Below are 13,877 nucleotides of genomic sequence, written 5' to 3'. Positions count from 1 at the left end.
TTATTTTGAGCCACACACATTCCCATCCTAATTCGCAGAAAAATTTACTTTTTTCTATTATTCTCAACATTGTAATTACTGTCTCACAAGTTGTTGGCGGATTTCTTAGTGGCAGCCTTGCTTTACTTTCGGATGCACTTCACAATTTCACCGATGTTGTTTCTCTCATTATTAGTTATGTAGCATCCAAATTCTCAGCTAAAAGTGCGACTTCCGATAAAACCTTTGGTTATAAACGCGCCGAGATTATGGCTGCTTTTGTTAACTCTGCCAGCTTAATCATTATTGCTGTTATCCTTATTAAGGAATCCTTTATTCATTTTTTCAACCCAAGAGTTATAAATTCTGATTTGGTAATCTGGCTTTCAGCTTTAGCTATTGTAGGTAATGGCTTAAGTGTTTTGCTCTTGCTGAAAGATCGAAAAACAAACATGAATTTAACATCAGCTTATTTTCATTTACTTACAGATATGCTTGCCTCTGTTGCTGTACTCGCCGGTGGTTTGCTCATGAAATTTTACGGGGTATATTGGGTAGATAGTGTATTAACGTTTTTAATCGCTGTTTACCTCATTTTTGTTGGTGTCAATCTTTTCAAAAATTCTTTTAAAGTACTTATGCTTTACACACCAACTCATATTGAAATTGAAGATATCGTTACCAAAATTAATGCACTTCCTCTTGTTAAAAACATGCATCATATTCATATTTGGCAATTGAATGAGAATGAATTGCACCTTGAAGCCGAAATTGATTTTGAAGAGGATATTACCTTATCTAAATTTGATAAACTCCTTGTTCAAATTGAAAAAATACTACTTAGTGAGTACGGAATTAACCATATCACAATTCAGCCAGAATTCGATAAATCTGATAATAAAAACATTATAGTACAAGACTAATGACTCCAAAAATTTTACTTTTTTCTGAACTTTCTACCCAACAAGTATATGATATACTGCAATTAAGGTCAGAGGTTTTTGTTGTAGAACAAGACTGCGTGTATCAGGATATCGATGGTCATGATGATAAAGCTTACCATGTTTTATTTTATGTTAAAAAAACCCTAGTTGCTTATACTAGAATTTTACCCCCAGGTGCATATTTTGACGAACTTAGCATTGGTAGAGTTATTGTAAAAGAAACACATAGAAGTCAAAAATTAGGTCATGAATTGATGAGAGTCAGCATTGAATTTGCTCTCAAAACTTTTCCAAAATCCTTAATTAAAATTTCTGCGCAACAGTATTTAATCAAATTTTACGAAAGTCATGGCTTTATCATTTCTGGAGAGGGTTATCTGGAAGACGGCATTCCTCATATTGGAATGACATTAGAAAGTCATTAGCTCGCACAGCTTACACAAAGCCCGCTTTCAGGTCTCAACATGACGCGTTGCAGAGGAATTTTTTGATGACACTTCCTACAAATCCCGAAGTTATCACCATCTATTTTATCGGTTATTTCTTTGAGTTTATAAAGGCGTTCTTCTGCTTTTCTTAAGGCATTTTCCAGCACACTCTTATTGTTGATAGCATCCATCCTGGAAACTCTTCCTATAGCATTTTCAGGTGAAATGGGTTTTGTTAACTCTTTGTACTGTGCTACTTGTTTTTCGAGTCTTTCAATCTCTTTGCTAATATGATCTTTAAGTTCTTCCTTATTCATATCCCAAAATATTTCTGTAGCCCGCTTCATTATTCAAAATGGCTATAGCTTGCTTAATGACTTCACCTTCTTTCGTATAATATGTATAAACAGCAGCATCATATCCAAGCTTTCTTAAAACGTTCTCAGTAATTAATTTTTTTAAAGTTTCTGTTTCCTCTTCAAATGCTTTTTCTTTCTTTTTATCTAGTTCTTTTTGTAGGTTGTTTATTGAAGGTTTCATGCTACCAAGATAGTCTTCTGAAGTTGCCACCGCTTTTAACTCTTCAATTTTTTTATCGGTTTCCGATTCAAATTTAAAGCCTTTCTGATGGATATAATTTTTAAAATCTTCAATAGTATTTTTTTCTAATTTGAAGTTTTCAGTGCTTAACTCTTTATTTTGGTTGACATAATTGATAGCAAAATCAAAGATCAAATTTTCTTGTTTTAATGCTTTTATCAATTTGCTTTCTTTTTCAACACCTACTTCAATATCCGGCTTTATTCCTCCACCATCATAAACGCTTCTACCATTTTTGGTCTTAAACTCCGCATATTCACTTTTGTCTTTTCTAATACTCTCTCCATCCAGATAATCTAATGCCTGTATGCATCTACCGCTAGGTGTATAGTATCTGGATATGGTGATTTTTGCCTGGGTGCCATAGTTTAGTTTTTTAGGACGTTGTACCAGACCTTTTCCAAAACTTCTGCTTCCTATGACGACACCTCTATCCAAATCCTGTAAACTCCCCGATACGATTTCACTTGCCGAAGCAGAATTTTCGTTAATCAAGACCGTAATCTCAATTTGAGTGTCTAAAGCTTTATTTTGAGTGGCATAGGTTTGATTATACTTTTCTATTGCTGATTTTGTAAACGTAATTGTTGTCCCTTTTTCAATAAAAATATTACTTACGTTTACTGCTTCAGACAGTAATCCACCTGGATTGTTTCTTAAGTCGAGGATAATTTGAGTTGCTCCATCTTCTTTCAGTTTCTGAAAAGCTTCAATCACTTCTGAAGATGCCGACCGAGTAAATTTGGAAAGTACAATATAACCTGTGTTCTTCCCCAAAAGTTTGAAATACGGAACTGCCTTTTCTTCAACGATTCCTCTTTTGAGAGTTAGTGTCACAGTTGCTGAATTCCTTCTTAATTTCAGAATAACCTCAGTATCTGGTGCTCCTTTTAGTAATTCGCCTGCATCTTCATTGTAATCACCGACGTCTATATTTCCTATTTGTATAATCTCATCTCCAATCTTAAGGCCGGCTTTATCTGCAGGTGAATCTTTCACCAAATTCTTAATTAAAATCGATTCTGATGTAGTGATGATTTCTGCGCCAATACCTGTATAACTTCCGGAGTTTTGAATCCTGGCATTTTGAATTTGTTGCTCATTCCAATAGACCGTGTAGGGATCTAAATCATTCAACATAGCTTCAATTGCTGTGTTCATGAGTTCTGCTGGATTCACTTCATCCACATAGTTCATGTTGACTTCTTTATAAAGATTGGTGAAGATTTCAATCTGCTTAGCGATCTCAAAAAAATCATTTTTGTAAGTTGTAAATCCATAGCTAGTTAAAGCAACAAGAATTGTTAGGATTATCAGTTTTGTTTTCTTCATCTGATTTCTTTTAAAAGCATTTTTACTTTATTATTAAGTTTTTTAGAAGGTATTTCCTTTTTACCTATAAAAAGAATCATAATTGCAAATTTGCTTCCAGAATTTGTTAAATCCTCTTTATTTAATCGATAAGCTTCCCGTAACTGTCTTTTGATGCGTATCCGATCTACTGCCTTTTTGAAATTGCGTTTAGAAACACTTACACCTACCTTATTATTCTCATCATCAAGTTCAATATAGCGAATTAGGACAGGATAGGATTTTATAGTTTTTCCTTTTTCAAAAACCTTTTTAATAAGCTTTCTGGATTTCAATTTTTCCTTTTCAGGATAAGTGAACGACTTTAAATTCATTTGTGTAAACTAAAAAGCAATACCTCTTCTAAAGGTATTGCTTTTGAAATTAATAAAGTTGTGTTTTTATTTTAAAGCATCAATACCTGGAAGGCTTTTTCCTTCCAGCATTTCCAGCATCGCTCCACCTCCAGTGGATACATAACTAACTTTGGTATCAAAACCGAATTTCTTTGCGGCCGAAACACTGTCACCACCACCTACTAAAGAAAATGCTCCTTCTTCAGTTGCTTTTGCGATAGCTTCTCCAAGTGCAACAGTTCCTTTAGAAAATGTCTCCATTTCGAAAACACCTAATGGTCCATTCCAAAGAATGATTTTTGATTCCTTGATAACCTTGGCAAAATTTTCTCTGGACTGCGGGCCTGCATCTAATCCCATCCAACCTTCAGATATGTTTTTGATATCTTCTATTTTGGTTTCAGAATCGTTGTCAAATTCCTGAGTTACAACACTGTCAACCGGTAAATGAATTTGAACATTCTGTTCTTTGGCTTTTTTTAAAATGTCAAGTGCCATATCCTGCAAATCATCTTCTACAAGAGATTCTCCAATCTTTCCTCCCTGAGCTTTTATAAAAGTAAATGCCATACCACCACCGACAATAAGGTGATCTACTTTTGGCAAAATATTTTCGATTACCGTAATTTTTGAAGAAACTTTAGCTCCTCCAAGTATAGCTGTTACTGGTTTCTCTGAAGAATTCAATACTTTATCCAAGCTTTCTATTTCTTTTTGAAGCAAAATTCCCATGGCTTTGTCCTCAAAATATTTTGCTACAACTGTTGTAGAAGCATGTGCTCTGTGTGCTGTACCAAAAGCATCATTCACATAGATGTCACCTAATTTAGAAAGCTTCTCAGCAAATGCTTCATCTCCTTTCTTTTCTTCAGAATAAAATCTAAGATTTTCAAGCAAAAGGATTTCACCAGGTTTCAAATCTGCTGCAGCTTCTTCAGCTTTTTTACCGATACAATCTTCAACAAATTTCACTTTAACACCAAGTACATCAGACACCGCTGATAAGACGTGTTTTAAGGAGTATTTTTCTTCTTTGCCTTCAGGTCTGCCCAAATGAGACATTAAAATGGCGCTTCCACCATCTTCTAGAACTTTTATTACCGTTGGTTTAGCACCCTCAATTCTACTCTTATCCGCTACTTCAAATTCCTTATTGATAGGTACATTAAAGTCTACTCGTATTAAGGCCTTTTTATTTTTAAAGTCGAAATCATTAATTGTTTTCATCACTCTTTTTTTTTCTGAATTAACTTCAAAATTAATGAATTATTTTTTCAAAAGGCTAGTAGCTTTGTTATTTTAGCATCATGACTTTTGACAGTATTTTAGGATTGGATTATCTCAAAAAACATTTGAGAACTAGTTTAAAAAACAACAGAGTTCCTCATGCCCAATTATTCGTGGGTTCCTCAGGTTCCGGTACTCTTCCAATGGCTATAGCTTTTGCAAGAGAATTAATGATTCATCACTCACCACTTCAGCGTGAATCATCTATCCTCAATTTTATGGATCAGCTTACCCACCCGGATTTGCACTTTGTATATCCTATCAATAAGACTGCAAGCTCTTCCAGACACCCAGTTTCTAAAGATTTTATTTCTGATTTTAGAAATTTTGTTTTAGAAAACCCTTACCAAACTTTATACGATTGGTATATACAGATCGGCATTGAAAAAAAACAAGGCTCTATAAACGTGGAAGAGGCTTCTAATGTAGTTAAATCACTTTCTTTAAAGTCTTATGAAGGAGGGCCAAAAGTAATGATTGTTTGGTGTGCAGATAAGATGAACACCGCTGCGTCCAACAAACTTTTGAAACTTATCGAAGAACCACCAAACAACACCTATTTCATTTTAGTTACTGAATCTCCTGAAGATATTTTGCTCACCATAAGGTCCAGATGTCAGCGTTTAGATTTTCCACCACTTGGCGAAGCCGATATAGTGAAAGGATTGATATCTAAACTTGACCTTAACGAAAAAGAGGCTCTAAAAATCTCTCAACAAGCCGATGGTAGTTTTTCTAAAGCTTTGCATTTAGCCGAGCATAATTCAGACGATGAACAGTTTGAGAAATGGTTCATAATTTGGGTTCGAAGTGCTTTTCAGGCTAAAGGTAACAAACATGTGGTTATCGATCTATTGAACTGGTCAGATCAACTGGCTTCTGAAACCAGAGAAACTCAGAAGCGCTTCCTTAACTACTGTATTCAGTTTTTCAGACAAGCACTTTTGAATAATTATAAGGCCACATCCCTTGTATTTTTATCACCTTATGATATCAAATTTAAATTTGATAAATTTTCAGAATTTATATCAGGAGCTAATATTTCTGAAATCTTTGAAGTTTTGGAAACGGCTATTTATCATGTGGAAAGAAATGGCAATGCAAAATTGATTTTTTCAGATCTATCTTTTCAACTTACTCGATTTCTTCACAAAAAATAAAGCCATCCGATTTAGGCGGATGGCTTTATAAATTATATACTTCAGAATGCACTACAACTTACTCTTTTGTAGTTGACTCCTCAGTTGTAGCTTCTTTTTTAGTTTCCTGTCCAGCATTCAATTTTTCTAAAATATCCTCTGTTATATCCAAGCCTTCTTTTGCATACATGATATTAGCAGATTCGTTTGAACCAAAAATATAGGAATATCCTTTTTCTTTACCATAGTCTCCAACGAAGTCTTTAACTTCCGAAATTAACGAATCAATAGCTTGATCGCTTTCCTGTCTTAACATTTGACTTTTACGTTGTTGTTGCTGTTGCAGCATTTGTTGTTTTTGCATCAACTCACTTTGTTTTTCCTCCTTTTGCTTTGCAGACATTCTGTTCATGCCTTCTTGGTATTCCTGAACTTCTTTTTGAAATTCACCAGCAACTGAATCTAACTCGTCAGACAAGGCTTGACTTTTCTTTTCGAATCTAGCTTCTGTCGTTTTCATTTTGTAGTAGTCTTGAATCAAAACGGTATTATCGACATACGCAGTTTTATCTTGACTACAAGACATCAATGTTCCTACTACAGCTAAACTTAAAATTATTTTTTTCATGATATGTTTTGTTTGGGCAAATGTAAAAAAAGATGTCAGAGAATAAGAAATTTATACACATTATTAAAACCTATAGTTAAATACTATTATATAAGTTTTTACTATTTAAAAAGACTTATTTTAATCGGTTTTAAGAGCTTATTTTTATGTTAGCCTTGTAACAGCATTACATAACTAAATTGAATTTAATCTACAGCCCCTTTTGCAGTAAAAATAGGTTTGAGGAGTACTCTTTGGTATGGATAGCTTCTAAATTTGAAATCAATCCTCTCCAAAGTCCCTTAACTTTAGAATTGCCTTTATAAGATTCAGAAACCATTGAGATATAAAAAGCATCAAATGGCATTGGTCTTATTTTGACTAATTCTAAATTAAATCTCCCAGCTATGTCTTTTATGTTTTTTCTATTAAAATGCCAAAGATGTCTGGGCACATCCCAGGCCGCCCATTTTTCTTTATAATATTCAGCATCGTGAGATTTATAATTCGGAACGGCGATAAGCATAAGTCCCTTTGAATTTAATTTTGAACTCAGATCCTGAATTGTTTTTTCATAATCATCTACATGTTCTAACACATGAAATAAGGTTATAGCATCATAAGTTTTTTTCGACTCATTTATATCCTTATAAACTTCTATATTTTTCTCCATGGCCTTTTGATAAGCCACCAAAGTTGGCTCTACACCTTCAGAATTTATACCATTTGATTTTAGGTAAGAAATAAATTCTCCTGTCCCACATCCAAAATCTAAAACAGAATTAAGTTCACTTAAGTGTTTCTCTAGCAAACCCAATTTTGTCCTGAACATTTGAAGTTTTACCCAATTATAAATGCTGTGAATTATATCTTTTTGCTCTGACTGATGAGAAATATATCCTCCAAAATTATAGTAACTTGATAGATTTTTAGGTTTAGGGATCGTTTGTAAAACACCATTTTTATCAGTTGTCAAACTGAACTCTTTCTTAGTAAACGCTTCGTCTTTAAGTTTAAGTTTTGATAAATCCATACGCATTGTTCCACGTGGAACATTATCTTCCCATGTGGACTAAAAGAACAGAAACATCGCTCGGGTTTACTCCACTCACTCTCGATGCCTGTGATACTGTTCTCGGTTTAATTTTGGTCAGTTTTTCTCTCGCCTCAAAAGACATTGACTTCAATAAAGAATAATCGAAATGCTCAGGTATTTTCACATTTTCAAGTCGATTCAATTTATCTGCATTAAGTTTTTCTTTTTCAATATAGCCAGCATATTTAACTTGAACTTCCACCTGTTCCAATACTTCATTGTCTAAATCATGTTCTTTTACAAAATTTTCTACGCTTTTTAATTTTCGCATGTCCTGCATAGTAATGTTTGGTCGGGCAAATATTTTAAAAAGCTTCCCTTGCTGATCTACTTTAGATGAATTTTTTTCCTCTAGAATAGGATTTATTTCATCTGTAGTTACACTTTGATTTTTAAAGAAATCCACAAAAGCATCCGACTTTTCCTTTTTATCTTCCATCAGTTTCATTCGCTCTGAACTTGCTAATCCGATGTCAAATGATTTAGCTGTCAATCTGAAATCTGCATTATCCTGCCTTAATAAAGTTCTGTATTCTGCTCTGGATGTAAACATTCTGTAAGGCTCTTCCGTTCCCTTGGTTATCAGATCATCGATTAAAACTCCAATATAAGCTTCACTCCTGGATAATGTAAATTCTTCTTTTTCCTTTACTTTTAACGCTGCGTTTATCCCTGCCATGAGTCCTTGAGATGCAGCTTCTTCATAACCTGTTGTTCCATTGATTTGTCCAGCAAAATATAAACCCTCTACTAGTTTGGTTTCTAGAGTGTGTTTCAATTGTGTAGGCGGGAAATAATCGTACTCAATGGCGTATCCCGGTCTAAAGAATTTGACATTTTCAAATCCTGCACATTGTTGTAAGGCTTTAAACTGAATATCTTCCGGTAGAGAGGTAGAAAAACCATTGACGTAATACTCAACCGTATTCCATCCTTCAGGCTCTACAAACATCTGATGTCTGTCTTTGTCAGCAAATCTGTGAATTTTATCTTCTATACTTGGACAGTATCGTGGACCAGTGCTTTTTATGGATCCATTAAACATTGGTGATCTGTCAAAACCCTCTTTTAAAATGTTATGAACGTCTTGAGAAGTATAACTCATCCAGCAGCTTCTTTGTTCTTTAAGTGATTTTGTCTCATTAGAATATGAAAACTTCCATGGCTGCTGATCGCCCGTTTGTTCTTCCATTTTAGTAAAATCTAGAGATCTTCCGTCCACTCTTGGAGGAGTTCCTGTTTTCATTCGTCCTGCCTCAAAACCCATGTCTTCAAGTTCTTTGGTTATTCCAAAAGATGCTCTTTCTCCAGCTCTTCCACCCCCAAAGTTTTTATCGCCGATATGGATTAATCCATTTAGAAAAGTTCCGTTGGTAAGTATCACTGTTTTAGCTTTTATCTCTAAACCTAAAGATGTTTTCACCCCTGTTACTTGATTGTTTAATACAATCAATCCAGACACCATTTCCTGATAGAAATCTAAGTTTTCTGTTTGCTCTAGACGCTCTCTCCAATGTTGAGAAAATAACATCCTGTCGCTTTGAACTCTTGGACTCCACATGGCAGGTCCTTTTGATTTATTTAGCATTTTAAATTGAATAGCACTGGTGTCTGATACCAATCCGCTATACCCTCCTAGTGCATCAATTTCTCTTAAAATTTGTCCTTTTGCAATTCCACCCATAGCTGGGTTGCAACTCATCTGCGCGATGTTCTGCAAATTCATCGTTACCAGCAATGTGCTGCTCCCCATGTTTGCTGCTGCTGCTGCTGCCTCGCTCCCTGCGTGACCTGCTCCTACTACAATAACATCATACGTGTCTTTAAACATAACTTCTATTTTTGTTCCACGTGGAACAATTCTATTTTTTTGTTCTCTAATGCTCTCATTTCAGCTTTCGATTCCTCAGTAGAATCTCCATAACCACAACAATGCAAAACGCCATGAACCAAAACTCTTCTCAATTCGTTTTCGAATTTTACTTTGAAGTCTTTAGCGTTTTCTTTCACTCGATCAATACTGATATAAATTTCAGCTGAAATAGATTCGTCTTCAGAATAATCAAAAGTGATAATATCTGTGAATGTATCGTGGTCCAGATATCTTTTATTGATATATAACAAATCTTCGTCGCTACAAAAAACATAGCTTAAGTCATCGACTTTTTTCTGCTCACTTTCAATTACAGCTTTCAACCAGTCTGCATGACTTTTTTTGTTTTTTAATTCAAACTCGATCTTACTGTAAAAATTAATTGGACTTTCCATTGAAATATATATTAATCAGCTTTTTATATTCAGGCTGCAAAGGTAATTGTTGTCTATTTAAAATCTCTGTTGTGTTAAAATATTCTTTAGCCTTTTCTTCCCAGTTAGACGATGAAGAGGTATAGTTTTTTTTTCGTGTTTCTGCTTCTCGTTTATCATCCTGCCCTTGTTGATTTGCCGCTTTCTTAAGTTTTAAGAGTTGATGATTTATAGTTTCCATTTGTTTTAATAAATCACTGCTAAAGCCTTTCATCAATAATTCCTGTTCCAACTTATCCAAGCTCTTCTTTAATTTACCAGAATTTTCTGCTAGCCCAAGCTGTTGAATTCTATCTTCTAACTGTTTTCTGAGTTTCTGTTGTTGCTTATAAATTTCATAAATCTCCCCACTCATTTGTTCTTGTTGACCCCTATTTCCATCTTTTCCTTCACCTTCTTTTTCTCCATTTCCACCTTCCTTATCCCCTTTACTCAAACTCTGTTTTCCGTTATCACCCTGAGCAGGTTGTTTCCCGTCTTTACCCTTTCCAGAGGATTGGCCTTTCTGCATTTGCTCTTTTAATTCTTCATGAGATTTAATGATGTCAGATAATTGCTCCCCTGCCTGACCTTTACCGGGTTTTGGTTTTCCAGAGCCAGCTCTACTCATTTGATCTTGCATTTGGTCCAAAGCATTATCCAGCATATTTGATAACTCGTTGGCATACATCATCGTGTATTGTTGATTAGCCGTGCCCAATCTGACTTCATTTTCAGCTAAACGTTCCAAAGACTTTTTTATATTGAAATTGATATCAGAGATCGTGTTATTTACCGTTTCTTTTATCATTGGCGTACGCATCGCCAGCGCATATAAACTGTCATCTACATGCTTAAAGTTTTCTCTCAATTCGGCTTGCCTTTTTAACTTAGACGCATAAGCCGGATTGGAATTCGAAATGCCTTTAAATTCACTCATTAAGCCCTCTTGTTCAACAGAAAAAACTATGAGATTGTCTAAAATCTGTCTTAGCATTTCTGAATCTTCAACAGTCTGATTCATGCTGGAAGAGCTCATAGATTCTTTCATTTTTTGGGAAAGCGATTTCATCTTATCAGCTGCCTCTTTTTGTTTTTGCCGTGCCCCCTTCTTACTCTGATTTACATCTTGAGAATTCGGCTCTTCAGTTTCTGAAGTTTCTAGTTTTTCCTTTGCTTCCTCCTGGTCCTGTTTTATTTCTTCACTTAATTCGTTATCGTTCCCAGTTTCCATTGGAGCTTTCAGCGCTTTATTTTTCTCGTCTAGCTTCTTTAATTCTTCATCGAGGTCATCAAATTCTCTATTTAGTTTTTCTTGTTCCTTAGAGGTGTTTTTTTCAGACTCCGATAAACCTTTTTGCTTTTCGGCTAAGTTTTCTAGTTGCTCAGCCAGTTTCTCAGCCTTTTTTTCAACGTAAAACCGCTTGGTCAGTTCCAGAAGCTGCTCGAGATTTTTCTCTTGCTTTTCAGATTCCCGGTCAAAAGACTCCAGTTTTTCATTCAATTCTTCTTGATTGATCTGGTTCTTTAGCTTTTCCAGTTCATCCAGCAGTTTTTGATTTTTTTCAATCTGCTCCTGATTTTTTTCCAGCCTGTTTTCCAGATTTTCCTTTGCTTGATTCTGCTCTTCAGCGTTCATTTTCTTGAAATCTTCCTTTAACCGTTCGCTATAATTCTTCATCATTTCCAACTGTTGCTTTTGGCGTTGTATAAATGTATTGAGCTTCTGCTTTTCGGTATAATTTAGAGACCTTTCTTTTTTCTGCTTGTTTTGAAGGTCTTTAATTTCCTTCGAACTTTGTTTTTGTTTTTCAAGTTCTTCAGTCAATTTTTCGACAGACGAATTTTGACGTTTTAAGTTTTCGGAAGACTCTTCCAAAGCCGTTTTCTTGCGATAAGTAAAAACTTCAGATTTTGTAGTTTTTCTACCATTTACCTGGTCATTATCAAACACCTCAAAGTAGTACTGATACTGGATTCCAGCCTCCAGCTCCAAGTCCTCATTTGGAAATGCATAAGAAAACTCAGAATAGTTGCTTTTGGATAAAGGAAGTTTTATAACCGACTTATCTTTTTGATTATCAGAGTTATAATACACTAAAATCAAGTTAGTTAACCCATAATCGTCTGTTAACTTCCCAAAAAAGTATGACTGTTCAGTCAACAAACTATCCTTTTTCTGTTCCACTGTAAGCTTAGGATATTCATCTTTTATGACTCCAATAGAATAGTTTAAAACATCATAGTTTTTGAAGTTAGAATTGGATGTTCTAATCGAGTAATCTTTGTTTTTATTCTGAATTTGTTTCAGTGCAAATTTCGAGTTTTCGACATCAAACTTTAAGGTATCGACCTTAGTTATAAATTCGACCTGGTCTGTCGATTCCGTAGAGATGATCCATTCAATCTGTGTTCCTTCAGGTACTGAAACATTACCAGTTCCCGAGATAGATTTGTTTTTTTCGTTGGTGTATTCTGGATAATTCAGATTCATTTTCATGTCTTTGATAACTGGGACATCCAAAGTATTAAGTTGATATACTCTTGAAGTCACCTGATTGGCATTGAGTTGAAACTCCTTAGCTTCAGAGACATTCTTAAATGTGTAGCTATATATTCCGTTAGCTTCCTGAAGCCTTATCTTTTCTCCGTTTACCGACATAAAGACGTCTTCAGGTTTCACCTCGCCAATGGTTTGAACATTTAACTGATAGGATTTTCCTTTTTTAGCATTCAGATTTTTATTCAGAATAAAAAATTGAAAAGGTGCGGGTGCTTCATAAGTAGTATTGTAATTGACCATGCGTTTATAACTGTATGAAAAAGACTCTCCCAGACCAGAAATCCAAATCGCCAATAGGATCAAAACAGGAATTACCAAAAACCGCAGATATTTGACATTTTGCTTAAAGTCGATTGCCAGTTGAAATGGAACGGTTTTGAGTGCTTTGGATTTTTGCTCAATACTCGCAAGGACCAGTTCGTCATCTGCCCCCTGCGCTTTCAGCTGAAGGATGTTTTTGAGTTTGTCGCTGACTTCCGGAAAGTGACTGCCGATTTGAGAAGAGGCTTCTGTAAAATCGATGCCTTTTGACAATCTGAAAAGCTGACTCGAAGGAAATAAAATCAATTTGATAAACAATAAAGCTTCAGCAACAATGATTGTCCAAAACAAAAGCGTTCTAAAACTAGAATTGAACCAAAGAAAATACTCCAGAGCAGCGCCAAAAATAAAAAGCAAGAGACTCAATCCCACAAAGAGCAATGTCCCCTTGATCAAAAGATTGGTGTAGAACTTTTTGATAAAGCGCTCTAATTTGCTTTCAATGATTTTATAATTCTGCATCTTCTTCAACACTGGCATTTATATAACTTGCTAAGGTATTAATTAACCTGCTTATTTATAAAGACTTGTCATATTTTAACTAAAGCTAAAGGCGATTTCCAATCCCTTCAGCAAATTAAAAAATGAAAATCATCTTCCATCGAAAGACAATTCTCTGCGTGGTCTTAATTACATTTTTATTATTTTATGTCTACCTCTATTTTTATATGCTGTACCTAACGTCACAAAATGGGTTTGTATATCGTTCTGTGCTACCGACATGTTGTCCCTAACGGGACAAATTTTGTAATGTTTTTCAAAAGCTTATAGGTTTTATGCTCTGATCTGCTATCTCTGATTATGGATATTTTGTTTTTATATGCTGTACCTAACGTCACAAAAAGGGTTTGTATATCTTTCTGTGCTACCGATATGTTGTCCCTAACGGGACAAATTTTGTAATGTTTTTGAAAAGCTTAT

At 34.8% G+C, this 13,877-nt stretch carries 12 protein-coding genes; 3 read left to right on the top strand and 9 right to left on the bottom strand.

Annotated features, from left to right (window positions below; translation table 11 throughout):
• Window positions 1-5: 5 nt before the first annotated feature.
• Together LB450_RS02350 and LB450_RS02345 are read left to right on the top strand one after the other, a co-directional pair.
• Window positions 6-902, top strand: coding sequence for a cation diffusion facilitator family transporter (locus LB450_RS02350; RefSeq protein WP_224486250.1), 897 nt, complete (start codon window positions 6-8; stop codon window positions 900-902).
• Window positions 902-1,348, top strand: a complete 447-nt coding sequence (locus LB450_RS02345; RefSeq protein WP_224486249.1) for a GNAT family N-acetyltransferase — start codon at window positions 902-904, stop codon at window positions 1,346-1,348. The genes LB450_RS02350 and LB450_RS02345 overlap by 1 nt, the downstream gene beginning before the upstream one ends.
• Here the strand turns inward: LB450_RS02345 and LB450_RS02340 are convergent.
• The 4 genes from LB450_RS02340 to LB450_RS02325 form a co-directional block, all read right to left on the bottom strand.
• Window positions 1,345-1,668, bottom strand: coding sequence for a TraR/DksA family transcriptional regulator (locus LB450_RS02340; RefSeq protein WP_224486248.1), 324 nt, complete (start codon window positions 1,666-1,668; stop codon window positions 1,345-1,347). The genes LB450_RS02345 and LB450_RS02340 overlap by 4 nt on opposite strands.
• Complete coding sequence (locus tag LB450_RS02335; protein WP_224486247.1) at window positions 1,661-3,283, bottom strand: S41 family peptidase; 1,623 nt, start codon at window positions 3,281-3,283, stop codon at window positions 1,661-1,663. The genes LB450_RS02340 and LB450_RS02335 overlap by 8 nt, the downstream gene beginning before the upstream one ends.
• Window positions 3,280-3,636 carry a ribonuclease P protein component gene (gene rnpA, locus LB450_RS02330; protein ID WP_224486246.1) on the bottom strand — a complete coding sequence of 119 codons (357 nt, stop codon included), beginning with the start codon at window positions 3,634-3,636 and terminating at the stop codon, window positions 3,280-3,282. Before rnpA ends, LB450_RS02335 begins: the two co-directional genes overlap by 4 nt.
• Before the next feature lie 66 nt (window positions 3,637-3,702).
• Window positions 3,703-4,884, bottom strand: coding sequence for a phosphoglycerate kinase (locus tag LB450_RS02325; protein ID WP_224486245.1), 1,182 nt, complete (start codon window positions 4,882-4,884; stop codon window positions 3,703-3,705).
• A gap of 80 nt (window positions 4,885-4,964) precedes the next feature.
• On the opposite strand from LB450_RS02325, the gene LB450_RS02320 reads away from it, so the two are divergent.
• On the top strand, window positions 4,965-6,104 hold the full coding sequence (locus tag LB450_RS02320; protein ID WP_224486244.1) for a DNA polymerase III subunit: 1,140 nt from the start codon (window positions 4,965-4,967) through the stop codon (window positions 6,102-6,104).
• A 58-nt stretch (window positions 6,105-6,162) separates the two neighbouring features.
• Here the strand turns inward: LB450_RS02320 and LB450_RS02315 are convergent, their stop codons facing one another.
• The 5 genes from LB450_RS02315 to LB450_RS02295 all read right to left on the bottom strand — a co-directional run bounded on the left by LB450_RS02315 (window position 6,163) and on the right by LB450_RS02295 (window position 13,418).
• Window positions 6,163-6,711 carry an OmpH family outer membrane protein gene (locus LB450_RS02315; RefSeq protein WP_224486243.1) on the bottom strand — a complete coding sequence of 183 codons (549 nt, stop codon included), beginning with the start codon at window positions 6,709-6,711 and terminating at the stop codon, window positions 6,163-6,165.
• A gap of 190 nt (window positions 6,712-6,901) precedes the next feature.
• Window positions 6,902-7,723 (bottom strand): class I SAM-dependent methyltransferase, encoded by an 822-nt coding sequence (locus LB450_RS02310; RefSeq protein WP_224486242.1) that lies wholly within the window; start codon window positions 7,721-7,723, stop codon window positions 6,902-6,904.
• Window positions 7,724-7,745: 22 nt separating this feature from the next.
• Window positions 7,746-9,617, bottom strand: coding sequence for a tRNA uridine-5-carboxymethylaminomethyl(34) synthesis enzyme MnmG (gene mnmG / locus LB450_RS02305; RefSeq protein ID WP_224486241.1), 1,872 nt, complete (start codon window positions 9,615-9,617; stop codon window positions 7,746-7,748).
• A gap of 5 nt (window positions 9,618-9,622) precedes the next feature.
• Window positions 9,623-10,054 (bottom strand): rRNA maturation RNase YbeY, encoded by a 432-nt coding sequence (gene ybeY / locus LB450_RS02300; RefSeq protein WP_224486240.1) that lies wholly within the window; start codon window positions 10,052-10,054, stop codon window positions 9,623-9,625.
• Window positions 10,038-13,418, bottom strand: a complete 3,381-nt coding sequence (locus LB450_RS02295; RefSeq protein ID WP_224486239.1) for a coiled-coil domain-containing protein — start codon at window positions 13,416-13,418, stop codon at window positions 10,038-10,040. Before LB450_RS02295 ends, ybeY begins: the two co-directional genes overlap by 17 nt.
• Window positions 13,419-13,877 lie beyond the last annotated feature (459 nt).

Source organism: Psychroflexus curvus (assembly GCF_020164585.1).
Lineage (GTDB): Bacteria > Bacteroidota > Bacteroidia > Flavobacteriales > Flavobacteriaceae > Psychroflexus > Psychroflexus curvus.
Note: the sequence above shows the minus strand (reverse complement) of the source record. Positions and strands in the feature narration are given on the sequence as shown.

Coding starts and splice junctions, on each gene's coding strand:
- LB450_RS02340 (WP_224486248.1), bottom strand. CDS start 1,668: ATGAATAAGGAAGAACTTAAAGATCATATTAGCAAAGAGATTGAAAGA.
- mnmG (WP_224486241.1), bottom strand. CDS start 9,617: ATGTTTAAAGACACGTATGATGTTATTGTAGTAGGAGCAGGTCACGCA.
- ybeY (WP_224486240.1), bottom strand. CDS start 10,054: ATGGAAAGTCCAATTAATTTTTACAGTAAGATCGAGTTTGAATTAAAA.
- LB450_RS02295 (WP_224486239.1), bottom strand. CDS start 13,418: ATGCAGAATTATAAAATCATTGAAAGCAAATTAGAGCGCTTTATCAAA.
- LB450_RS02320 (WP_224486244.1), top strand. CDS start 4,965: ATGACTTTTGACAGTATTTTAGGATTGGATTATCTCAAAAAACATTTG.
- LB450_RS02335 (WP_224486247.1), bottom strand. CDS start 3,283: ATGAAGAAAACAAAACTGATAATCCTAACAATTCTTGTTGCTTTAACT.
- LB450_RS02315 (WP_224486243.1), bottom strand. CDS start 6,711: ATGAAAAAAATAATTTTAAGTTTAGCTGTAGTAGGAACATTGATGTCT.
- LB450_RS02310 (WP_224486242.1), bottom strand. CDS start 7,723: ATGGATTTATCAAAACTTAAACTTAAAGACGAAGCGTTTACTAAGAAA.
- rnpA (WP_224486246.1), bottom strand. CDS start 3,636: ATGAATTTAAAGTCGTTCACTTATCCTGAAAAGGAAAAATTGAAATCC.
- LB450_RS02325 (WP_224486245.1), bottom strand. CDS start 4,884: ATGAAAACAATTAATGATTTCGACTTTAAAAATAAAAAGGCCTTAATA.
- LB450_RS02345 (WP_224486249.1), top strand. CDS start 902: ATGACTCCAAAAATTTTACTTTTTTCTGAACTTTCTACCCAACAAGTA.